At 65.3% G+C, this 21,612-nt stretch carries 18 protein-coding genes; 7 read left to right on the top strand and 11 right to left on the bottom strand.

All coding sequences use genetic code 11. The features are described from left to right. Positions 1-9 precede the first annotated feature (9 nt). From L2Y97_RS01740 to L2Y97_RS01725, 4 genes are all read left to right on the top strand, one after another. Positions 10-3,519, top strand: a complete 3,510-nt coding sequence (locus L2Y97_RS01740; RefSeq protein WP_247432174.1) for a dermonecrotic toxin domain-containing protein — start codon at positions 10-12, stop codon at positions 3,517-3,519. A gap of 85 nt (positions 3,520-3,604) precedes the next feature. After that, the gene (locus tag L2Y97_RS01735) at positions 3,605-6,433 is read left to right on the top strand and encodes a dermonecrotic toxin domain-containing protein (RefSeq protein ID WP_247432171.1); all 2,829 of its coding nucleotides are present in this window, start codon (positions 3,605-3,607) and stop codon (positions 6,431-6,433) included. A 64-nt stretch (positions 6,434-6,497) separates the two neighbouring features. Further along, the gene (locus L2Y97_RS01730; RefSeq protein WP_247432168.1) at positions 6,498-8,345 is read left to right on the top strand and encodes a M1 family metallopeptidase; all 1,848 of its coding nucleotides are present in this window, start codon (positions 6,498-6,500) and stop codon (positions 8,343-8,345) included. Position 8,346: 1 nt separating this feature from the next. Beyond that, positions 8,347-9,348, top strand: coding sequence for an alpha/beta fold hydrolase (locus L2Y97_RS01725; protein WP_247432166.1), 1,002 nt, complete (start codon positions 8,347-8,349; stop codon positions 9,346-9,348). A 102-nt stretch (positions 9,349-9,450) separates the two neighbouring features. On the opposite strand, the gene L2Y97_RS01720 is transcribed toward L2Y97_RS01725, so the two are convergent. The 4 genes from L2Y97_RS01720 to ttcA form a co-directional block, all read right to left on the bottom strand. After that, positions 9,451-10,218, bottom strand: coding sequence for a M48 family metallopeptidase (locus L2Y97_RS01720; RefSeq protein WP_247432164.1), 768 nt, complete (start codon positions 10,216-10,218; stop codon positions 9,451-9,453). Positions 10,219-10,290: 72 nt separating this feature from the next. Continuing rightward, positions 10,291-11,199, bottom strand: a complete 909-nt coding sequence (locus L2Y97_RS01715; RefSeq protein ID WP_247432161.1) for a recombination-associated protein RdgC — start codon at positions 11,197-11,199, stop codon at positions 10,291-10,293. A gap of 75 nt (positions 11,200-11,274) precedes the next feature. Beyond that, the gene (locus tag L2Y97_RS01710; protein WP_247432158.1) at positions 11,275-12,462 is read right to left on the bottom strand and encodes an amino acid aminotransferase; all 1,188 of its coding nucleotides are present in this window, start codon (positions 12,460-12,462) and stop codon (positions 11,275-11,277) included. 35 nt (positions 12,463-12,497) lie between these two features. Then, positions 12,498-13,370 (bottom strand): tRNA 2-thiocytidine(32) synthetase TtcA, encoded by an 873-nt coding sequence (gene ttcA, locus L2Y97_RS01705; RefSeq protein WP_247432155.1) that lies wholly within the window; start codon positions 13,368-13,370, stop codon positions 12,498-12,500. A 103-nt stretch (positions 13,371-13,473) separates the two neighbouring features. Between ttcA and L2Y97_RS01700 the strand changes: the two genes are divergently transcribed. Continuing rightward, positions 13,474-13,680, top strand: a complete 207-nt coding sequence (locus tag L2Y97_RS01700; RefSeq protein WP_247432153.1) for a YdcH family protein — start codon at positions 13,474-13,476, stop codon at positions 13,678-13,680. Positions 13,681-13,694: 14 nt separating this feature from the next. Continuing rightward, entirely contained in the window at positions 13,695-14,279 is a 585-nt protein-coding gene (locus tag L2Y97_RS01695; protein WP_247432150.1) for a GNAT family N-acetyltransferase, read from the top strand. A gap of 11 nt (positions 14,280-14,290) precedes the next feature. Here L2Y97_RS01695 and L2Y97_RS01690 read toward each other — a convergent pair whose 3' ends face one another. From L2Y97_RS01690 to L2Y97_RS01660, 7 genes are all read right to left on the bottom strand, one after another. Then, the gene (locus tag L2Y97_RS01690) at positions 14,291-15,310 is read right to left on the bottom strand and encodes an HlyD family secretion protein (RefSeq protein WP_247432148.1); all 1,020 of its coding nucleotides are present in this window, start codon (positions 15,308-15,310) and stop codon (positions 14,291-14,293) included. Positions 15,311-15,321: 11 nt separating this feature from the next. Then, a complete protein-coding gene (locus tag L2Y97_RS01685) occupies positions 15,322-15,519 on the bottom strand; it encodes a DUF1656 domain-containing protein (RefSeq protein ID WP_247432145.1) in 198 nt (65 codons plus the stop codon). Beyond that, positions 15,509-17,638 (bottom strand): FUSC family protein, encoded by a 2,130-nt coding sequence (locus L2Y97_RS01680; protein ID WP_247432143.1) that lies wholly within the window; start codon positions 17,636-17,638, stop codon positions 15,509-15,511. The genes L2Y97_RS01685 and L2Y97_RS01680 overlap by 11 nt, the downstream gene beginning before the upstream one ends. Positions 17,639-17,650: 12 nt before the next feature. Continuing rightward, on the bottom strand, positions 17,651-18,142 hold the full coding sequence (locus L2Y97_RS01675; RefSeq protein ID WP_247432141.1) for a MarR family winged helix-turn-helix transcriptional regulator: 492 nt from the start codon (positions 18,140-18,142) through the stop codon (positions 17,651-17,653). Between the two features lie 151 nt (positions 18,143-18,293). Further along, positions 18,294-18,938, bottom strand: coding sequence for a dihydrofolate reductase family protein (locus L2Y97_RS01670; protein ID WP_247432138.1), 645 nt, complete (start codon positions 18,936-18,938; stop codon positions 18,294-18,296). Between the two features lie 120 nt (positions 18,939-19,058). Further along, positions 19,059-19,724, bottom strand: coding sequence for a response regulator transcription factor (locus L2Y97_RS01665; RefSeq protein WP_247432136.1), 666 nt, complete (start codon positions 19,722-19,724; stop codon positions 19,059-19,061). A 17-nt stretch (positions 19,725-19,741) separates the two neighbouring features. Next, positions 19,742-20,113 (bottom strand): response regulator, encoded by a 372-nt coding sequence (locus tag L2Y97_RS01660; RefSeq protein ID WP_247432133.1) that lies wholly within the window; start codon positions 20,111-20,113, stop codon positions 19,742-19,744. A 221-nt stretch (positions 20,114-20,334) separates the two neighbouring features. On the opposite strand from L2Y97_RS01660, the gene L2Y97_RS01655 reads away from it, so the two are divergent. Beyond that, entirely contained in the window at positions 20,335-21,600 is a 1,266-nt protein-coding gene (locus L2Y97_RS01655) for an epoxide hydrolase family protein (protein WP_247432130.1), read from the top strand. The last annotated feature ends 12 nt before the right edge of the window (positions 21,601-21,612 follow it).

Below are 21,612 nucleotides of genomic sequence, written 5' to 3'. Positions count from 1 at the left end.
AAACGAGCAATGGATATGCTTCCACCGGAGACCCCCGCGCGCTACGGAGCGACGCGTGAGGCTGAAATGGCACAAGGTGCGCTGCAACGCCTCGCGGCTGCGCACGGATCACTGAGCCGCCTGCAGGATGAGGCACCCGCGTGGCGTGATCCGCCGCCACGGGACATGGCACCTTACCTCGATTCGCTTGACGCGTACTGGTCAACACACATCGAGTCGCTTGCCACCACGATGCAGGGCATCTGGCGCGACGAGGCCACGTTGCGCTCGGTCGATGGCACGTTGCCGGCGGATGCCGCGGACTTGATTCGGCGAGTCACGAATCAAATGGCCGATGACCGCGCTGTTCGGTGGAACGAACTGGTCCTCGGACAACAGGCGCTCGCCGGTGCCGTGGTCGTCAGCGCGGACGCCGTTGCGGGCCATCACCTGCTGTTCCTTCCCGGCGTCGGTTGGGAGTCGTTTCCGTCACTGGATACGCTGGCTAGTCACGTGCAACGCGAGTTTCTCCAGGGCGGCGCCCATCCCGTGGCGCTGCGCGGGATGACCACGGACGCCTATGCGCGGGCACGCACTGCGAGGACGGTAAGCTTGCGTCCACTGGGTTCCCAACCCGCGCGTTCCGTGGCAAGGCGCCTGGTGCAGGTGCAACGCGAGCAGATCGCCCTGGCATGGGATGACCTGCAGCTCGACCGCGACCTGGAGCATGCGGCTGCCACGTTCTCGGACAGGGCGCATGCCTATTTGCACATGGCCCAGCGCATCGATGTGCCCACCCTGCTCCGCACACGCGAGCATCGCCTGGTGGGCATGGCGAATGAAGAGCGCCTCGCCCGGGTTCCCGCTGAAGCCGCCAATGCATGGCGTGATGCCACCCGGGCTTATGCGAGCCTCGCCGTCACCGTGGCCACGCTTCGCCCGGGCCTCGGCATCGACGCACCGGCAACGCCGGCGGGGTTCACCGATCGCGAACTGTCGGCTCGCCTTGTGCCGCTGGGCATTACAGATGCCCCTGCCGATCTCGTGGTCGAGATCACTCACATGCCATTTCCCGGTTCTTACGAACACCTCACCCAATGGGTGCGCGGGGCGGATACCGTCCAGCAGTCGCTGCGGGAACTCGCATGGCGGGGATTATCCAGCCTGGATCGGGTAAGTCTTCGCGTCATGAGGCGAGATGGGGCCGGCATGGCCACGGCGCTGCCCGAATCATCGTTGCGTACGCTCATTCGTGACGTACGACTGGCCGACCGGTATCGGGAGTACCTGGAACAAATGCTGCGCGCCAGCCATCGAGGAGCTGCCGGCCGGGCCATCGACGTGGAAATGCTGGCGGCGCGCATGCGCGCCGAAGCGACCGAGGCACGGCTTTCCTACTATCTGGCCGATGAGCCACGCTCGTTCCGCCACGATCACGCAGAACGCGGGTACCGCTGGGTCGAAGCCGTGCTCGATCATCGGGCGGCCGCCGGGCGCGCGCGCGTCGAGGGCCACGACATCGTCGTGCGGCAAGCCACCTACCGGGGGGCCGCGGTGCGTGACGTGTTCATCATTGGCGTGCGCAACCCGGCGAGCGTCGGCACGCTCATCCTGTACACGCCCGATAGCCCCGATGGCGTCTCGTTCAGGGAATTCGACGATGCGGCCGGTGCACAGCGCAACTTTTTCTACGCACCGGCATTCCGCGAGTACCTGCTCGACCGGCTGCCAGCTGCTTTTGCGGAATTCGAACCCAACGGCGTGACACGGCGTTTCGCCGGCGGCCGGACGGTAGCCAGCTGGGTATTTGGCCAGCCCGGCGGCGGCGCATTTACGCGCACTGCCGAAGCCTTTGGCGAACGCGATGTGACCGGTGATTTCTTCGCCGCAGGTTACGACACGATGGTGGATCAGCGCCTGCATGATGCCGGTACCTTGCAGAGTGAGGCGCGGCGCTGGGCGTTCGATCCCCTGGGTAGGAATCCGGTGACGGGCCTGCTGGCCGATGCAGTGATTGAAACCGCGCGTGCGCCTGCCCGCACCTTCCAGGCACTCAACCGATTCTACGATCACGTCAAGGCGGGCGATGGTACGGCGGCCTACCTGGCGTTCACCGAGGCGTACACCAGCGCGCTCGACATTACGGCACCACCGTGGTTCCTGGGCAGGGCGCGTCGCCCGCTGATTCGCCCTTCCCTGGGGGCCGCGCCGCAAAGCGCCTCATTCCAGCTACCACTACCGGGGGTGCGTTTCGAATCACGCTATGCCGCGCCGGGTATCGACCTGACCGGCGTGCCGGACAGGAACGGCGTCTACCGCGTCGGTATGCAGCACTACATCCAGCAGGACGGTCATGCCTTTGCCGTCCGCTACGATCACGGGTTCGATACGTACCGTTTGCAGCCCGCGGGCGGCAGTGCAGTGTCGTGGGGGCCGGCGATCCAGCGAACGGATACCTGTGGCTGGGCGTTCAACGATGTGGGTCTTGCAGGGGGCGCAGGCCGCGGCCTGCGCGATCGTTTCCGCCGCCTGCTGCACCTTGACCATGAGCGGGCGCCGGCCGCCCAGCCGCCTGCGGGCGCGGCCGCCCTCCCGGACCCGGCACCTGCGGAGGCTGCGGCACCCGTAGCCAACCTGCGCCTCCCCGAAGCGCTGGAGCCGCGCCGCGCGGAACTGGAAGCTGCGTTCCGGGATAACCCGGGCATGGTGTTGATGACGCGCCACGGCAGTAACGATTCGCTACACATGCGGATGGAAGTACCCACCCGCAGCGCCGTCATCCATGAAGATGGTGTCGCGGCCGATCTGCGAACACTCGATCCTGGGCAACGGCGCTTTTTCATGCATGAACTGGAAACGCAATTTCCCGATCCGCTCGAGCGTTCGCAAGTGCTCGCGCGTCGTGGCTGGGCAAGCGATGGCCGTCGCGTTCCATCACGCACCGAGCACACCTGGCACGGCGACGATGGCCAGGATCCAGCGATTTCTTCCAGCAGCGACACTACCGTAACCGACCCTCGAGCGGACCTCTCGGCCACACAGAACCAGCGATGGGACGAGACGGTGGCTGCCGCGCGACGCCATCCCACTGAAGCCGCCGACCCCGCACTCCAGTCGCTGGGCCGCGCAGCTGAATTTATCGAGCCGGATGACTGGCCGGATCGCCTTTGGGTTTATACCGACCAGCGGCCGGCCCGCCGCCTGGGCAGCCAGGGCCAGGAACTGGTGATCCGGCCTGCGCCGGGCGAGTCGCTGCAGGCCTTTCACAATTACCGGGTCACGACGTTGCCCCCCGGCACGCCGCGCGCACAACTCGAAGAGGTTCTTGGGGTCACGCCCGGCCACCGCCTGGGTGGCCGGGACCCACTGGCCTATTGGGTGCAGATCGATACCCGCTACATGCGCGACGCGTTCCGCAGGCCCAACCACGCGCTTGACCGCAGGCAGCTCGCCAGCGGCGAATACGCGTACACGTTACACACCTGGAACCTGGAACTGCGCGTACCTCACAGCTACACGTTCACCGCGCCCAGGCAATAACCCCCCAAGGACGACAAAACGCATGGATATGCAAACACCTCAAACAGTATCCGCACCGCTGGCTTCGGCCGAGGAGTCGGCATTCATGAGCGAACGCCGACTCGTCGGCGCCGCACGCTGGCAAACGGCGATGATGGAGCGCAGCCCTTTGCTGCCCGATGCGCTCACGCCTGACGGAAAAGCCGCATTCCTCGCCTCGCTCGAGGCCTGGTGGAACGCTTCGGCCACATCCACGGATACGACCCCGGCGCGGACAGCGTTGGCGACACACCTGGCCCAGGTCATGCGAGACGATGCCACGCTACGTGGCCTTCAGGGCACGCTGTCTGCGGCTGATGCGGCTCGTGTCGTTGCATGGTTGGATGCCGGGGGGCATATCGCGCCCCCCGGCACGGACGCCCGGGAACTCATGATCGGCCAGGAGCCCTATGCCGGCTCCATCATCCTGGCGCGCGCCGACGGCGCGCTGCTTTTCCTTCCCGAGCGCGGCTGGGAGGCCTTCGCCTCCCTCGACCAGCTCCACCACGAAGTGGAGGAGCGAACCCGCCATGAGTTGATGGCGCGCGATACCTTGCCCGGCACGCGAAACGATATCGTCGATCGCATCGTGAAGGATGATCGCTTCGTGGACTCGCGCCCCACATCGTTCGGGGGCATACCGGTAATCGCGCAGCGGCTTGTCGCCCTGCAGGCGGCGCAAGTTGGCGAGGCATGGGACGGGTTGAATGCGGGCGACGACCCCGTCACCGTGGCCGATGCGGTACGCGTAGCGCTTGACCTCCACGGCAAGATCGATATCGAAAACATGCAACGCGATCGTGAATGGCGCGTGGCCGCCAACCGGCAGGTAACGAGGTTAGCGGCGGTTCCCGCGGGCGTCCGCACCGCATGGTGGGAGGCGGAAGATGCGCTACGCAACGCGCAGGTACACGCTGAGCAGCTGGCCGCACAGGCGGCGGCCGCGCCGGTATTCGCCGCCGCCAGCAGCCTGTCCCTGGCGGACGCGGTGCGCTCTTACCGTGAGGCCCTCATGGGCATGCTCGACGTTCCCGCGGGTTCTCCGCTGCGCGAGGCAAGCATTGCCTTGCGCAGCGCGCAGTTCCGGCTGGCTGTCGCCGATGCGCGGCTTGGGTACTATCCGCCGTCGGAACCACGGCGCTTCCTTCCCGATCACGGTGAACGCGGCTACACGTGGATGCGCTCGGTGTTTGAAAGCCCAGCGGCAAACGGACGCGGGAGAGTGGACGGCCACGAGATCGTGGTTCGGCAGTTAACCTACCGCGGTGCCGTCATAGGCGATCTCCTGGCGATCGGCGCGCGTGAACCTCGGAGTGCGTCCCGCGTCATCCTCTACACACCCGATGCGCCGGACGGGATCGATGTACGCGAATTCGTCGATGGCGAAGAAGCCGCACGTGAGTTCCTGTACAACCCGCGCTTCGAGGCCTGGCTACTGGCCCGTCTTCCGGCATCGCACGCCCGTAGCGATGCAAATGGCCAGCTACATTTCGACGTACCGGCGCATGTGGCCACGACGGCGTGGGTACTGGGAACGACCGCGGCAGGGACGCGGACGCGCACGGCGGAGGCATTTGGCCAGCGCGAGGTATCCAGTGACATCTTCGAGGCCAGCCATGCGGCGGAGCTGTCACGTATTTCCGTGGATTTATACGAGCTGGAGGCCTCCCTGCGCGAGACCCAACGCGCACCGGCCCTGCACATCGTGCAGGCTGCCATCGATACGTCGGCCGCACCTGATCGGGCGGCGCGTGACCTTATTGCGGGCCTAGGCCAGGGGCTGCGTGCGTTATGGCGCCTGGAAGACGCGCTGAGGGCGGGCGATTACGCGCAAGCCGCCATCGACGGCAGCGAGGCGTATGTCGGCCTGCTGGGCGCACTGCCGGTGGCGCAGGTGGCAGCGCGGCCCGGCCTTTTCCTGCAAGCGTCCATGGCCGGCCGTGGTGCGTCTCGTGGTGCGCTCAAGCCCGCGTTGCACCCTCTCGATAAGCGGTATGCCGCCACGGGCGTCGACCTGGCTGGCCTGAGGCCCGATGCACGGGGGATCCACACACTGGCAGGCAGGCGCTACATCGTCTCCGCAGGCCAGGCGTTCGAGGTGCGCTTCGACACCGGCAACACGACATGGCGCCTTGCCCGGCCGGGTGCCCTCGACAGCACCTATGCCGGGCCCCCCGTACGCTGGACGGCCAGCGGATGGCAGCTACGGCCCGACGTGGGGTTGCGCGGCGGCCGCACGGGCACGCCGCCGCCCGATTCCCCGGCGCTGCGCGTGTCTGCCGCAGGGTATTTCGAACTGACGGCCCACCAGCGCGATACCTTCCTTCGCACACTGCGCCGGCGCCTGGGCAACTCGGCCGCCGATGACATGCATACCGACGTACTGCTGGCCGACGCCCATGGCATCGCTGTGGGGCGGCGGCGCTGGAACGCCTGGAGCGAAGCCCTGCACACGGGCCGCGGGGCGCCCGCCGTGGCCCCGGCCGCCACGCCACGGGCTGTTGTCGCCTCGCCGCCGTGGCGCGAGCTGCCAGCATCCGAATGGCCGGATACGGTCTGGTACCAGGCCCCGGAATTCGCCGGCAGCCTCGAACGGCCCTCGCTATACCTCCCGGTGGTACGGGTGCGTGGGGCTGGGGTCTCCGGTGTCGTGGTATCGCCCCTTGATCCGGCACTGCAACAGGCACGGGGAATGTCCCTGCCATCGCGATGGGTACAGATCGATCTGCGCCGGTTGCGCTGGCGTGGCCAGGGCGGCACGCCAGCCCTGCGTGTGTTTGCCAACGATAGCGGCGCCAACCCGCATTTGGTGCTCCGCAGCGCGGCCGATGCACCGGCCATGTATTTCGTGCTGCGCCAGGGTGACTTCAGCGTGGCCCGGGCGCCCGTGCCATGAGCCCTGGGAGCCCCCAGGGCCAGCAATGGCATACTGGGGGCTTCCCTCCCACGGAAACTGCTCCATGCGCCTGCCTGTCTTCGCGGCCCTCACCGTGTTCCCCCTCGTGGCCCTCGCGGCCGATCCACACTCCTATGCCCAGCCGGACGTGGTCAAGGTCACCCATCTGGATCTCGACCTGAAGGTTGATTTCGCGAAGCGCGAGCTGGCGGGCAACGCCACGCTCAAGCTTGACTGGAAGGCCGGCAAGAGCAACGACCTGGTGCTCGATACGCGCGACCTGAAGATCGCCAGCGTCGATGCCGTGGATGCGAGCGGCAAGGCCTCTCCGCTGAAGTTCGCCCTGGCGCCGCGCGACAAGGAGCTTGGCTCCAAGCTCACGATCCAGGCGCCGGCCCACCCGGGTAGCGTGCGCATCGCCTACACCACGGTGCCCGAAGCCTCGGGGCTGCAGTGGCTCACGCCGGAGCAGACCGCGGACAAGAAGCAGCCCTTCATGTTCTCGCAGTCCGAATCGATCCATGCCCGTTCGTGGGTGCCACTGCAGGATTCGCCCGCCATCCGCTTTACCTACGACGCGCACGTCAGCGCGCCGAAGGATGTGCGCGTGGTGATGAGCGCGATCAACGACGCGAAGCACCCGCTCGATGGCGATTTCACCTTCGACCAGCCGCACCCGATCCCGTCGTACCTGCTGGCGATCGCCGCCGGCGATATCGCGGTGAAAGAAACCGGTCCGCGCAGCGCCGTGTATGCCGAGCCCAGCGTCGTGGGCAAAGCGGCGCACGAATTCGAGGATACCGAGAAGCTGATCGCCACGACCGAACAGCTTTACGGCCCGTATGCGTGGGGCCGTTACGACATCCTCGTGCTCCCGCCGTCCTTCCCGTTCGGCGGCATGGAGAACCCGAACATGACCTTCGCTACGCCCACCGTCCTGGTGGGCGACAAGAGCCTGGTCTCGCTGGTGTCGCATGAGCTGGCGCATTCGTGGTCGGGCAACCTAGTAACCAGCGCCGCATGGCGCGATATCTGGCTCAATGAAGGCTTCACGACCTACGTGCAGGGCCGCATTACCGAGGCGGTCTACGGCAAGTCGCTGGCCGATGAGGAAGCGCTGCTTTCCGCACGCGAACTGCAGAAGACCATCGGCGACATGCCGGCGAACACACAGAAGCTCACCCCTGACGCGCGCGGCGTCGGCGCCGACGATTCGCTGTCCTCCGTGGCATACGACAAGGGCTCCTGGTTCCTGCGCACGCTGGAACAGCGCTTCGGTCGTGAGACCTTCGATGCCTACCTGAAGGGGTATTTCGCCCACTTCGCCTTCCAGAGCATCGATACCGACACGATGTTCGCGTACCTGAAAGCCAACCTGCTCGATAAGTACCCGGGCAAGATGAGCGAAGCCGAAGCCCGCGCGTGGATCTGGCAGCCGGGTATCCCGAAAGATGCACCCCTGCCGACATCCGCCCGCTTCGACAACATCGACAAGGAGCGCACCGCGTTCCTGGCCGGCACGCTCGATGCCAGCAAGCTTGACGCGAAGACCTGGAACACCCAGGAGTGGATGTACTTCCTGGACCGCATGCCGGATGTGCCGCCGCTTGAGAAGATGAAGGCGCTCGACGCCGCCTGGCATCTCACCGGTACGCCCAACGCCGAGATCGGCATGCGCTGGTACGCGCACGCGATCGCCGCGGGTGACAAGGATGTGTGGACGGCCGCCGCTGAACACATGACCCGCATCGGCCGCCTGTACCTCACCACGCCGGTCTACAAGGCCTTTGCACGCACGCCGGAAGGGCTGGCCTTTGCCAAGGAAACCTATGCAAAGGCGAAGTCGGGCTACCACCCGATGACCCAGCAGGCGGTGGAAGGCATCCTCGCCGGCAAGTCGAAGAAGAAGTGACATGGCCAAATCACCTGCTCCCGTGAATCCCGCAACGGCCCGCCCGCTGTGGCAGCGGTTGCTGCTGCGCCGCCTGAAGTTCCTTCTGGTCGTCGCCGTGGTGCTCGGTGTTGGCGCGGGCCTGGTGTACCTTGCCGCGCCGCAGCTGCTCCTCCGGGCAGATGCGGCGCGCATGGCCATGCAGGCACACGTCGATAAGCAAACCGTCGTCGCTGGCGATACCACGTGGTCGTATTACGAAGGTGGCCAGGGCCCGACCATCGTGCTGCTGCACGGTTTCGCGGCCAACAAGGAAACCTGGCTGGAGATGGCCAAGGGCCTTACCGACCATTTCCACGTGGTGATCCCCGACCTGCCGGGTTGGGGTGAGTCCTCGCGCAACGACAACGGCGACTACGGCATTCCTGCCCAGGCCGCACGGCTCGAAGACTTCGCGAAGGCCACCGGCCTGAAGCACTTCCTGCTGGTCGGCCAGTCCATGGGTGGCGCCATCGCCGGCGTGTATGCCGCCGATCACCCGGATCGCGTTGCCGCACTGGGCCTGATGAGCTCGCTGGGCCTCACGTTCAAGGAGAACGATTTTGTCCGCGATGTGAAGGCAGGCAAGGACCCGTTCGTCTTCAGCGACCGCGAACAGCTGGAAGCGTTGCTCGCGCGCATCTTCGTCAAGCCGCCGCACCTGCCCGGCCGGATCCAGGATGCGCTGATCGAGCGCAACATGAAGGACCACGCTTTCATCGAGCGGACGTTTGCAGAGCTGAAACAGCCTGAGCAGGCTTACGCGCTCGATCCGGTCATCGGCAAGCTGCAGATGCCGGTGCTGGGCATCTGGTGCCACGATGACAAGATCATCGATGTCTCGGCACTGGATACGTTACGCGATGGCCTGAAGAGCTCGCCGTCGATCGGCGCTACCGTGATGAACGGTTGCAACCATATGCCGATGCTGGAGAAGCCTGAGGAAACCGCGCGGATCATTACCGGGTTTGCGCTGGCGCATTAAGCGCCAACGTAGGAGCCCGCCCTGTGGGCGACGCTGTTCGCGACGTGGATGCAGGTCCTGCTGAGTCGTCGCGAAAGATGTCGCCCACAGGGTGGGCTCCTACTAGTCGGCTACATCAGCGATGAGGCGGTCCAGCTGCGCCTTCAATGCGCTGCCATGCGCACGCAACCACGTACGCTGCTCCTTATGCTCCGGCAGGATGCTCTCCACCCAGTGCCAGAATTTCGGCGAGTGGTTGCGCACCTTCAGGTGGCAGAGCTCGTGCACGAGCACGTAGCGCAACGCCGCCGGTGGTGCGAGCGCCAGCGCGAGGTCCAGGTTGATGCGATCGCGCGTATCCAGGCTGCCCCACAAGCTCTTTAAGGGCCGGATACGCAACGCCGTCGGCGCCGCATTGATCTGCGGGATGTAACCCGGCAACCAGCGCGACACATCCCGGCGTATCTGCGCTTCAAAGAATGTCGCAAGCAGACCACGCGCCACCAGCAGTTCACGATGATGCGGACCGGGGATGATCAGCGTGATGCTCCCTTCCTCGTGCTGCACGCGCGGATACGGCCCCTCGGCCCAGTCCAGCGTTACATCCTCGCCGCGGAACGGGAACGTGGTGGGCACGCCTACGCGCAACGCAGGCAGCGGCTCGGCATCCATGTGGAACTCGCCGAGCTTTTGTTCGAGCCAATCGGCATGATGGCGCAGGAACGCGGTCATCTGCGCCACGTGCGTACCGTTGGGATAGGTGAGGCGCGCACCCTTGGGCGTCACCGTGAGCCTTAGCCGGCGCGCGCGTGGGTGCGCCGACTTGAGCACACGGATGGTGCCCCCGGTCGGGGTGGAGAGTTCCAGCCAGTCGCCTTGTTCAAATGCCATGTTGCCAGTCCCGAACCGATCCCGACAAACATCCCATCCTGCGGTATCAACCGATGCGACCGGCCCGGCGGATCACTCCGGGCGCGGCAGCTTGAACCACTCTTCGAGCTTGCCCAGCAGGCGCTCGTATTCCAGCGCCATCAGGGCGAAGGTGGCGTCCATTTCGGCGGCGGCGTTCTCGTGGCTATCCGCCTGTTCATCCAGCACCACGTCCGTGAACTTGATTTTACGCAGGATCAGGTCTTCGCCAAGCACGAAAGAGATGCGGTCATCGAACACCAAACCAAGCTGGAACACCTGTTTTCCGGTGCGCAGGTGCTCCCGGATCTCATCCGTGTCGAGATCCTGGCGGCGGCAGCGGGCAATGGCGCCCGAGGCCGTGGCCGGGTCACGCAGTTCGCACTCGTCGCCGAGGGCCAGGCCGCCTGGAAGCTCGCCCGTGGCCACCCAATGGGTCATCAGGATCCGCGGGGATTCCTCGGGGGCCAGCGGCACTGCCGGGAAGCTACCCAGGGCCTCACGCACCTGGCTCAGGGTGTTCTCAGCGGATTTGCGACTGGAGGTATCCAGCACGAACCAGCCGTTTTTCTTGTCGGCGTAGGCCTTCATCCGCGAGCTGCGCACGAACGCGCGCGGGACGAGTTCGTTCATCACGTCGTCCTTGATCTTCTTGCGCTCGCGGCCACCGACCTTGCGCCCCTCTTCCTCGGCGATCTTCTGGACGCGGTTGGCGACCTCATCGTTGATCACCGACGACGGCAGGAGCTTATCTTCGCTGCCCACCGTGACCATGGTGTTGCGGGCCACGTTGTGGGTGAGGCCTTCTTCGTTACGACCCAGCGGGGAGACAAAGCCGCGAGCGGAAAGCTCCATCGGGCCCACCGGACGCAGGCGGTGCTCAGGCAGCGCTTCGTCCAGGCGGTCGAGATCGGTGGCGACGGATTCGGAAAAGCGGAACAGCGTCAGGTTGCGAAAGAACATCTATCGGTGATTCTCATGCAAAGGATGAGCCGTGGCAGGCGCAGTGCGCCCGCCGGCGATAATACGAGCTGTGACTCAGACGACCTTGGCGATCGCGTCGGCAACGCGATCAATGTTCTTGTCGTTCAGCGCGGCCACGCAAATGCGGCCCGTGCCCACGGCATAGATCCCGAACGCGTCGCGCAGGCGATCGACCTGCGCGCCGCTGAGCCCGGAGTACGAGAACATGCCGCGCTGCTGTTGAATGAAACCGAAATCGCCCGCCTTGGCCAGGCGCTCCACGAGGCCACGACGCATGGCGCGGATGCGATCGCGCATGTCACCGAGTTCCGTTTCCCAGGTGGCGCGCAGTTCTTCGTGGTTGAGCACCGCGGAAACCACGGCCGCGCCGTGGGTCGGCGGGTTCGAGTAGTTGGTGCGGATGACACGCTTAAGCTGCGACTGCACGCGCACGGCTTCGTCATGCGAGCCGGTGACGATCGACAGCGCACCGACGCGCTCGCCATAGAGCGAGAACGATTTGGAGAACGAGCTGGCGACGAAGAACGGTACGTCGGCCTGAGCGAACAGGCGCACCGCCACGGCATCGGCCTCGATGCCATCGCCGAAACCCTGGTAGGCGATATCGAGGAACGGCACCAGGCCATGCGTACGCACGGCCTCGATCACGCGCTTCCAGTCGGCCTCCGCCAGGTCCACACCCGTCGGGTTATGGCAGCAGGCATGCAGCACGACGACCGAGCCCTTGGGAAGCTTCGCCAGGCCCGCCAGCATGCCTTCCACATCCACGCCATGCGTGGCGGCGTCGTAATACGGGTAATCCACGACCTGGAAACCCGCCGATTCGAACAGCGCGCGGTGGTTCTCCCAGCTCGGATTGCTGATGGCGACCGGCACATCCGGGTTAAGGCGCTTGAGGAAGTCGGCACCGACCTTGAGCGCGCCGGTACCGCCCAGCGCCTGCGCGGTGACCACGCGGCGATCGGCCAGCAGCGGCGATTCGGCGCCGAACAGGAGTTTCTGCACGGCGCTGTCGTACAGCGCGATGCCATCGATGGGCAGGTAACCGCGCGGCAGCTGCGCCTCCAGGCGCGCTTTTTCCGCCTCGCGCACGGCGCGCAGCAGCGGCACGTGGCCGTTGGCGTCGTAATACACGCCCACGCCCAGGTTCACCTTGTCCGCACGGGTATCGGCGCCAAAGGCTTCGTTGAGGCCAAGGATCGGATCGCGCGGGGCGAGTTCGACAGCGGAGAACAGGGTCATGATCGTCAGGCCTTGAAACGGTGGAAGGGGAAGTATCAGTCGTTGTCGTCAGCGGTATCGCTACCGCCGAGCCATGCATGGGTATCGGCGCGGGCCGCGCCTTCGCGTGCGCCAAGGCCCGCGAAATCGAACAGGTTGCGATCCATCAGCTGGGTGGGTGCGATATTGCCCAGCGCGCGGAACATGGTTTCGCTGCGACCCGGATGGGATTTCTCCCACTCCTCGAGCATGCGCTTCACCACCTTGCGCTGCATGTTCTCCTGCGAGCCGCACAGGTTGCAGGGAATGATCGGGAAGGCCTTCGCCTCGGCGTAGGTTGCGATGTCGTCCTCGCGGCAATACGCCAGCGGGCGGATCACGACGTGCTTGCCATCATCGGACTGCAGTTTGGGCGGCATGGCCTTCAGGCTGCCCTGGTAGAACATGTTCAGGAAGAACGTCCCGAGGATGTCGTCGCGGTGGTGACCGAGCGCGATCTTGGTAACGCCGTTATCGGCAGCCCACTGGTACAGCGCGCCACGACGCATGCGCGAGCACAGGCTGCACATCGTCTTGCCCTGCGGGATGACGCGGGTGACGACGCTGTACGTGTCCTGCTCGATGATATGGAACGGCACGCCGCGCCCGGTGAGGTATTCCGGAAGCACGTGCTCGGGGAAATCCGGCTGCTTCTGGTCCAGGTTCACCGCGATCAGCTCGAACCGCACCGGAGCCTTCGCCTGCAGTGAAAGCAGGATATCGAGCATGGTGTAGGAGTCCTTGCCGCCGGAAAGGCAGACCATGACCTTGTCGCCATCCTCGATCATGCCGAAATCGGCAATGGCCTGCCCGACCTGGCGGCGCAGGCGCTTGGCCAGCTTGCCGGCTTCGTAGGTGTGCTTTCGGGCGGCGTCGGGGTTGGCGGACATGTCGCGGGGTGCTTCGGAAGGGACGAGCCTCCTATTGTAGCTGCTGCGGCGCGGCACGCCGGGGGGTAAACTTGCGGCTTCCCCCAAGCCGCCGGCCGCCGCCATGCAGGTTCAGGATCCGATCCAGCTGTCCCACCGCCTTGCGGAGCTCAAGGTGGAGCACCGGGACCTCGACGCCGCCATCGACCACCTGGCCCAGTCGATCGGCCGCGACGAGCTCCAGCTCACCCGGCTGAAGAAGCGCAAGCTACTGCTGAAGGACGCCATCGCGCGGATTGAAAGCAGCCTCATTCCCGACCTGGACGCTTAGAAGGAGCGCCGCGCATGGCCGATCGCCTGGAAAACGCCTGGGTGGCCCTGGAACCCATGGCCCTCACCCACGTGCCCGCCCTGGAGCAGGCCGCGGCGGATGGCAACCTGTGGGACCTGTGGTTCACGACCGTCCCCGCCCCGGGCCAGATGACGGCCTACGTGGAAAAGGCCCTGCGCGGCCAGGTCGAGGGCCGGATGACCCCCTGGGTGGTCATCGAGAAAGCCAGCGGCGACATCGTGGGCACGAGCCGCTATTACGACATCACCCCCGATCCGTACCGGCTGGCCATCGGCTACACCTGGTACGCGAAGCGCTGGCAGCGCAGCCACCTGAACACGGCCTGCAAGCACCTGCTGCTGGATAACGCGTTCCAGAACCTGGGCGTGGTCGCGGTGGAATTCCACACCGATGCCTACAACCAGGATTCCCAGAAGGCCATCGAGCGCCTGGGCGCCAGGCGCGAAGGCGTGCTCCGTGCCCACAAGCGCCGCGAGGATGGCTCGCTGCGCGATACGGTCTGCTACAGCATCCTGGCCACCGAATGGCCCGATGTGGACAAGTGGCTCCAGCTACGCCTGAAGCGCCTCACGGCCTGAGATATCGCCCGTTAGCGTGACGCCACCTGGTCCGCCTGCGACGGGTGCACCACCAGCGTCGCCGTCATGCCGGCCGCAAGCACCGTGCCCTTCGGCAGGTTTTCCGCCTCGATATGCACGCGCACCGGCACGCGCTGCGCGAGGCGCACCCAGTTGAAGGTGGGGTTCACGTCGGCCAGCATGTCGCTACCGGTGGGGTTATCGGCATCGGTGATGCCGCGGGCGATGCTTTCCACGGAGCCCTTCAGGCGCAGGCCGCCGGCCATCAGGCGGATATCCACCGGGTCGCCGATTCGCAGGCCCGGCAGCTTGGTTTCCTCGAAGTAGCCGTAGATCCAGTAGGAATGGCTATCAATGAGCGCAAGGCGCGCCGTCCCGGCGCTGGCGTAATCACCTACGCGCACGTCCAGGTTCGTGATGTAGCCATCCACCGGGGCACGCACTTCCGTGCGATCGAGGTTGAGCTGTGCGGCGGCCACTTCGACCGAGGCCTGGGCCACGGCGGCGAGGGCTTGCTCCTGCGCGGCCGATGCCTGCTTCGTGCTTGCCTGCGCAGCCTGCCAACCTGCCTTCGCGGCATTCGCAGCGGCTAGCGCATTGGCCTTGTCTTCAGCCGAGATCACATTGTTGATCAGCTTCTGGCGACGCTCCGACTGGGCCTGGTACATCTCGAAGTTCGAACGGCTCTGTTGCGCACTCGCGGCTGCGGCGTTGATGCTGGCGCCGGATGCGCGCGCGGCTGCCTCCGCCGCGTGCAGGTTGGCCTGCGCCTGGTTCAGCGCATTCACGTAACGGGCCTGGTCGACGACAAACAGCAGGTCGCCCTTCTTCACCGTCTGGTTATCGATCACCTTCACGTCGGTGACGATACCGGCGACGTCGGGCGCGATGCGCACGATTTCGGCGCGCACACGGCCGTCGCGCGTCCATGGCGAATACATGTAGTGCTTCCACAGCGCGTGGCCTACGAGGGCCGCGACGACGATCACGGCAGCGGTGATGGCAAAGCGGATGAGGGTTGCGAGTTTCATGACGGCATCACTCAGATGAGGAACAGCGCGAACGCGCCGAAGACACAGACGAACACACCCAGGCGGAACAGCGGCGGATGCCATACCAGGCGATAAAGGCCAAAGCGGCCGGCCACCCAGTCGAGCAGCGCAAGCGCCACCAGGGCTAACACGAAGAGGACGAGCAGCCCCGGTACGAGGGCGTCGCCGAGCGCGATCTCACGAGGCATGGACGATCTCCTTGGCAAGCGGAGCGGAGGGCATGTACGCAGCGAGGACGGATTCACCATCCAGCAGGGCCATGCGGACAAGGTGCAGGTGTTCGAGCAGGTGCGCGTGACCTTCATGCTCACCCACGCTGGCGATCGCCGTGGCGACCGCGTCACGCGCGAGCAGGTAGCCGGCCGCGTCGGGCTTCTCGTAGAAGCGCGCCAGCGATCGCAGCGCATCTTCCAGATACGGGCGCAACGTGGATGCCACCTCGCGCCGGGCCATGTCATGACGCAGTTCGATCAGCGCACGGCCGGTCTCGTGCACCGCCAGCGCCCATGCAATGAGCGCACGTGAATCCGCACTGCCCGGCTGCGTCTGTGCCACCACCTGGCTCACCAGATCATGGTTCACGCTTTCAAAGCGATGACGCAGGCCCGGTAGCGGTGCCTCGGCCGCCAGTGCCACCTGGCCGCGCAAGCGGGCCAACTGGCGGCGACGCAACCAGGCGCTGCCGATCGCCGGCGGAATGACCACGAACGAAACCGCCGCGGCACCCAGGCCGATCACCTGCGCGATCGCATCGTTGATGAAGTGCGCTGGATCGTACGTCTGCACGTTCTTCAGCGCGAGGATGTACGCCAAGCCCATGCACCAGCCCAGTCCGAACGAACCCAGCCGGCGGCTCATCATCATGACCAGGCCCACTGCCAGGAACGGCGCGATGCCTACCACCAGCAGGCCATAGCCATCCACCTGGGTGAGCACGAAGAACTCGCAGATGAAGCCCATGGCCATGCCGAACAGGTAACCCAGCATCACGATCCAGGTGACGCGTGTCGGGTTCGGCGTGGTCGCGAACAGGCCGGCGAAGATGGTGGCAAGCAACATGGCGCTTGAGCCCAGCGGCCACGCGCTTTCAATCCAGAAAATACCCAGCACCAGCATGGTGACCGTCGTACGGAAGGTCGCGAGACCCGCGCCAAGCCAATCGTTGCCGCGATCGAAGCGCACGCGCTCGGCGGCACCACCGGCGATACGGGGTGCCTGCAACGACGCGGCGGCATCGACGTAGGCATGCAGCTCATCGACGAAGCGCATGAGCAACGAGGCCCCGGTGTCGTAGTCGCGAAGGTCCTGCGCATCACTGAGCGTGGCGCGCAACACCGGCACCTGGGCGCGCATGGTCGTGCGTGCATCCGCCAGGCGCGGCAGCAGCACCCGGGCGCCCATGCCGGCCTCGATCGGCACATGCAGGGCCTCGCCGATGGGGGCGTACAAGCGGACCAGGGTATCGGCGGTGCGGTCACGCTTCGCCCGCTTCAGGCGGTTCACCAGATGGTGCAGCGACTGGAAGCTGGTCGAGGCCGCCATGAAGCGCTGGTTGAACAGGCGCAGGTGGTTGCTGCGTGCACGGGCATCGGCATCCTCGAAGATCACCGAGCTGCGCAGGTCTTCCAGCGTTACCGCTTCACGCACGAAGCGGAGGTGGGCGGACTCCATCACATCGCGCGGGATGGCACCTTCCGTCGCACCACGCACAAAGCCCACGAAGTGAGCGAATTGTTCGCGCGCCGAACGACGCAACACATCGCGCATGCGGCTGGGGAAGACCACGTCGTTCACTACTCCGCTGACGAGCAGGCCCAGCAGCACTTCGGAAAGGCGAGCCACCGCGGAATCGAACACGCCCGGCGGGTTGTCGATCACCGGCAGGGCGACGATGGCGGCGGTGTAGCCACCCAGCACGAAGGCGTACGACTTGAAGTTGCGATACAGCGTCGCGCCGCCCGAACACACGCCAATCCACAGCGAAAGGGCCAGCAGGAACAGATCACGCTGCTGCGGGAATGCCGCGACGATGCCCACGGCGACCGTCGCGCCGCCCACCGTGCCAATGGCGCGGTAGAAACTCTTGGCCAACACCATGCCCGCCTGCCGGTTGGCCACGATGATCGTGGTCAGCATGGCGGTGGACGGCGCCGGCAGGTCAAAACGCATGGCCAGCCAACCCGTGGCGAAGAACGCCACAAGCGTCTTCACCACGAAGAGCCAGATCGAGGCTTCCTCGCGCAGCGACTCGACCACGACCTGGCGTGTATCGGGTGTAGCGGCAGCGGTAGGGTTAACGGCAGACATGGCGGCGTTCGCTCAGGCCCCGAAGCCGGCCAGCATTTTCTTCAGCAGGGCCTCGAGCTGGCCCTGCTCCGTCGCCGACAGGTTACGCGTCTGCCGGTGCAGCAGCGTGACGATGTCCGGCAGGAAGGTTTCGATGAGGGCGATGCCCGCCGGAGTGAGCGTGAGCTCCACCTTGCGGCGGTCGTCCTCGCTGGAGGCGCGGCCGATGTAGCCCATGTCGCACAGGCGGGTGGTCAGCCGGGTGACGTTGGCCGACTTCTCGCCGGCGGCGTCCGCCAGCTGGGTGGGGTTGAGTGCATGGCCCGGCGCGCCGTACAGCATCATCAGGATGTTGTACTCGGGGTGGTTCAGCCCGTAGGGCTTCATCACGCCGTTGGCCTCGTCGTGCACCTCTTTGTAGATGTGCTTGATAAGGCGCACCAGCACCGCCGGCTCCCGGGGGAAGGCGGGGTACTTCTTGATCGTGTTGTGGATCCGCGCTTCGGTGGGGACGAAATCGCTCATGAGGAGGGCCTGCGGCTTGGTTACCTCATAAGTATATAGTTCATTCCTGAATTATCAATATGCAAAATTACCCGTTTCACAAGCAGTAGAGATTTTCATCCGGGTTTAATATGTGCCGTTATGGAAGCTGCACCGAGTGGGGACGCAGGCCTCATCCGCGTGCGAGCACCACATGCGTCGCGCGCGCCGTCGGCACGTGCTCGATGGTCCTGTATCCCATCGCGCGCAGATCCAGCCCGGCGAACAGTGGCTCGCCCTGCCCCATGACGACAGGCGCCATAGCGAGGTGCATTTCATCCACGTGGCCGGCTTCGATGTACTGCCTGGCCGTGGCGACGCCGCCACCGATCTTGATGTCCTTGTCGCCCGCCGCTTCGCGGGCGCGGCGCAGGGCTTCCTCGATGCCACCCGTGACAAAATGAAACGTCGTCCCGCCTTCCATCTCGATGGACTCACGCGGGTAGCGGGTCAGGACGAAGGTCGGCGCGTGGTACGGCGGGTTGTCGCCCCACCAGCCTTTCCATTCGTCATCCGGCCATTCGCCGCGGATGGGGCCGAACATGTTGCGGCCAAGGATGAAGGCGCCGAAGCCTTCCATCGCACGATACGCGAAGTCGTTATCCGGTCCCGTCTCGCCGCCATCCTGGCCGATCATCTCGCGGAACATGCGGGTCGGGAAAAACCACTGGAAGATGTCCGGGCCGTTCTCACCAAGCGGATGTTCAAGGCTCTGGTTCGGGCCGGCGGCGTAGCCGTCCATGGAAACGTTGAACCCTGCGATGCGCACTTTCGACATGGGGACTCCCTGATTGGCTGCCAGGTGCAGCCATCCGGCGAGTATAAGTGCGCTGAAAGAAAACGCCCGGCGTCAGGCGGGCTGCCCCGGCGCCACAAGAAACGAGCGGGTTGCGTTGGATCAACCGCAAGACCGCAGCGATGCCGCCATCTCGACGAGCTCCACCAACGTCCGCGCGCGCATCTTCCGCATCACCTTGCCGCGGTGCGCCTTCACCGTGATTTCGCTGATGCCGAGCTCCATGGCGATCTGCTTGTTCATGCTGCCGGCGACGACCATGGCCATCACCTCGCGCTCGCGGCCAGTAAGCGTCTCGACGGCGGCCTGGAGCTTGCCCACCGCCTGCCTGGCGCTCAGGGCCTGGCGACTGGCATCGATCGCCGATGCGATCGCATCGAGCAGCGCATCAGCATCGAACGGCTTGGTGAGGAATTCCATCGCGCCGGCCTTCATCGCCTGCACCGTGCTGGGAATATCACCATAGCCGGTGATGAAGATGATCGGTACGACCTGCGTCTCGCCAAGCAACTGCCGCTGCAACTCAAGGCCGTTGAGGTCAGGCAGGTTGATATCCAGCACCAGGCACGCGGGTGCGCCGTCCCGCGCGTGATCAAGGAATGCCTGCGCGGACGAGAACGCGAGGAAGCGCCAGCCTGCAAAGCCAAGCATGGCCTCCAGCGACTCGCGTACCGAGATGTCGTCATCCACGACGTACACCACCGGATCGAGCACGACCGGTGCCCGGCGCTTGCGCGTGGATGGGTAGGCGTTAGCCAGTGGCACCATGCTGCATCCTCACTCGTTCAACGCGCGGGCATCGCCGCGGCAAGTGCCTGGAGAAGGTCTGGCTCACCAAACGGCTTCTGCAGGTAAGCCACCGCGCCCTCGGCCAGCAACGCTGGCCGCAACGCAGGATCGGCCTGCGCGCTGATGAAAACAATGGGAATGGCCCTGCCCTGCGCCTTCAGCTCGCGCTGCAGCTCGGGCCCGGACATGCCCGGCATCGATACATCCAGGATCAGGCAATGCGTGGCGTCCGCATCACCTTCGTCCAAAAAATGATGCGCAGAGACAAACGCCCGCACCGCGTAACCTAATTCGCGCAGCAGGCCCGCCAGGGCTTCGCGTATGGACTCGTCATCGTCTACGACAGATACGAGCAATGGCATGGCCATGGCACAAGCTCCACAAGTCACGCATGGTTCGGAAGAAAGCACGCGAAGCATGCGCCATGGTGCCGCCGGCGCCCATGATACCTTGGTGTCGGTGCTTTCCCGTGTCTTGCACGACCGTGGCAATGATACGTTGGTATGGATCAATACCTTGGTGCAATCGCCGCCCCCTCCCGGCTCTGCTGTCATCGCTCTTCATCCAAGCACACCGATGGAGAACGACCATGCGCGCAGCGACGCTCGCCCTGGGCATCGCCCTGTTGGGCACCCTCTGGCAATCCCCTGCCACCGCGGCCACCACCCCCGACGACACGTCGATACGGCCGTACCACGTACACGTGCCCGACAAGGACCTTGCCGACCTGCACCGCCGCATCGCGGAGACGCGCTGGCCGGACAAGGAAACCGTCAACGACGATTCCCAGGGCATCCAGCTGGCCAAGGTGCAGGCGCTGGTGCAGTACTGGGGCAAGGGCTACGACTGGCGAAAGTTCGAGGCCCAGCTCAACAAGCTGCCGCAGTTCGTCACCACTATCGATGGCGTGGATATTTATTTCATCCACGTGCGCTCGAAGAACCCGAACGCCCTGCCGCTGATCCTCACCCACGGCTGGCCCGGCTCGCCCATCGAGTTCCTGAAAACCATCGACCCGCTTGTGAACCCCACCGCCCATGGCGGTACGGCTAACGATGCGTTCGATGTCGTGATCCCGGCCATCCCGGGCTACGGCTTCTCGGGCAAGCCCACGGGTACGGGCTGGGGCCCGGATCGCGTGGCGAAGGCATGGGACACGTTGATGCACCGCCTGGGTTACAGCCGCTATGTATCGCAGGGCGGCGACCACGGCTCGGTGATTTCCGATGCGCTCGCGCGGCAGGCGCCACAGGGCCTGCTGGGTATTCACCTGAACATGCCCGCCACCATTCCACCCGAACTGGTGAAGCCGATCTTCGGCGGTGACCCGGCACCCGCAGGGCTGCCTGCCGACGAGAAACGTGCCTTCGACGAGCTCAGCGCGTTCTTCGGCCGCAATGCCGCCTACGGCGCCATGATGGTGACGCGCCCGCAGACCATCGGTTATCCGCTCGCGGATTCGCCCAGCGGCGAAGCCGCATGGATGTATGAAAAGTTCGTACAGTGGGCCGATAACCGTGGCCACCCCGATGGCGTGCTCAGCCGCGACGAGATGCTCGATGACATCAGCCTTTACTGGCTGACCAATACGAGCGCATCGGCATCGCGCTTCTACTGGGAAAACAACAACAACAATTTCAGCGCGGCGGCGCAGAAGACCAGCGAGATCAAGGTGCCGGTCGCGATCACCGTGTTCCCCTACGAGATCTACCGCACGCCAAAGGCCTGGGCGCAACGCGCCTATCCCTCGCTGTACTACTTCCACGAAGTGGATAAGGGCGGCCACTTCGCCGCCTGGGAACAGCCGCAGCTGTTCGTCGAAGAACTCCGTGCAGCCTTCAAATCCCTGCGTTAAAGGAGCCCCCAC

The organism is Luteibacter aegosomatissinici (assembly GCF_023078495.1).
Taxonomy (GTDB): Bacteria; Pseudomonadota; Gammaproteobacteria; order Xanthomonadales; family Rhodanobacteraceae; genus Luteibacter; species Luteibacter aegosomatissinici.
This window is presented reverse-complemented; position numbering and strand designations above follow the sequence as displayed.

Coding starts and splice junctions, on each gene's coding strand:
- L2Y97_RS01740 (WP_247432174.1), top strand. CDS start 10: ATGGATATGCTTCCACCGGAGACCCCCGCGCGCTACGGAGCGACGCGT.
- L2Y97_RS01735 (WP_247432171.1), top strand. CDS start 3,605: ATGAGCGAACGCCGACTCGTCGGCGCCGCACGCTGGCAAACGGCGATG.
- L2Y97_RS01730 (WP_247432168.1), top strand. CDS start 6,498: ATGCGCCTGCCTGTCTTCGCGGCCCTCACCGTGTTCCCCCTCGTGGCC.
- L2Y97_RS01725 (WP_247432166.1), top strand. CDS start 8,347: ATGGCCAAATCACCTGCTCCCGTGAATCCCGCAACGGCCCGCCCGCTG.
- L2Y97_RS01720 (WP_247432164.1), bottom strand. CDS start 10,218: ATGGCATTTGAACAAGGCGACTGGCTGGAACTCTCCACCCCGACCGGG.
- L2Y97_RS01715 (WP_247432161.1), bottom strand. CDS start 11,199: ATGTTCTTTCGCAACCTGACGCTGTTCCGCTTTTCCGAATCCGTCGCC.
- L2Y97_RS01710 (WP_247432158.1), bottom strand. CDS start 12,462: ATGACCCTGTTCTCCGCTGTCGAACTCGCCCCGCGCGATCCGATCCTT.
- ttcA (WP_247432155.1), bottom strand. CDS start 13,370: ATGTCCGCCAACCCCGACGCCGCCCGAAAGCACACCTACGAAGCCGGC.
- L2Y97_RS01700 (WP_247432153.1), top strand. CDS start 13,474: ATGCAGGTTCAGGATCCGATCCAGCTGTCCCACCGCCTTGCGGAGCTC.
- L2Y97_RS01695 (WP_247432150.1), top strand. CDS start 13,695: ATGGCCGATCGCCTGGAAAACGCCTGGGTGGCCCTGGAACCCATGGCC.
- L2Y97_RS01690 (WP_247432148.1), bottom strand. CDS start 15,310: ATGAAACTCGCAACCCTCATCCGCTTTGCCATCACCGCTGCCGTGATC.
- L2Y97_RS01685 (WP_247432145.1), bottom strand. CDS start 15,519: ATGCCTCGTGAGATCGCGCTCGGCGACGCCCTCGTACCGGGGCTGCTC.
- L2Y97_RS01680 (WP_247432143.1), bottom strand. CDS start 17,638: ATGTCTGCCGTTAACCCTACCGCTGCCGCTACACCCGATACACGCCAG.
- L2Y97_RS01675 (WP_247432141.1), bottom strand. CDS start 18,142: ATGAGCGATTTCGTCCCCACCGAAGCGCGGATCCACAACACGATCAAG.
- L2Y97_RS01670 (WP_247432138.1), bottom strand. CDS start 18,938: ATGTCGAAAGTGCGCATCGCAGGGTTCAACGTTTCCATGGACGGCTAC.
- L2Y97_RS01665 (WP_247432136.1), bottom strand. CDS start 19,724: ATGGTGCCACTGGCTAACGCCTACCCATCCACGCGCAAGCGCCGGGCA.
- L2Y97_RS01660 (WP_247432133.1), bottom strand. CDS start 20,113: ATGGCCATGCCATTGCTCGTATCTGTCGTAGACGATGACGAGTCCATA.
- L2Y97_RS01655 (WP_247432130.1), top strand. CDS start 20,335: ATGCGCGCAGCGACGCTCGCCCTGGGCATCGCCCTGTTGGGCACCCTC.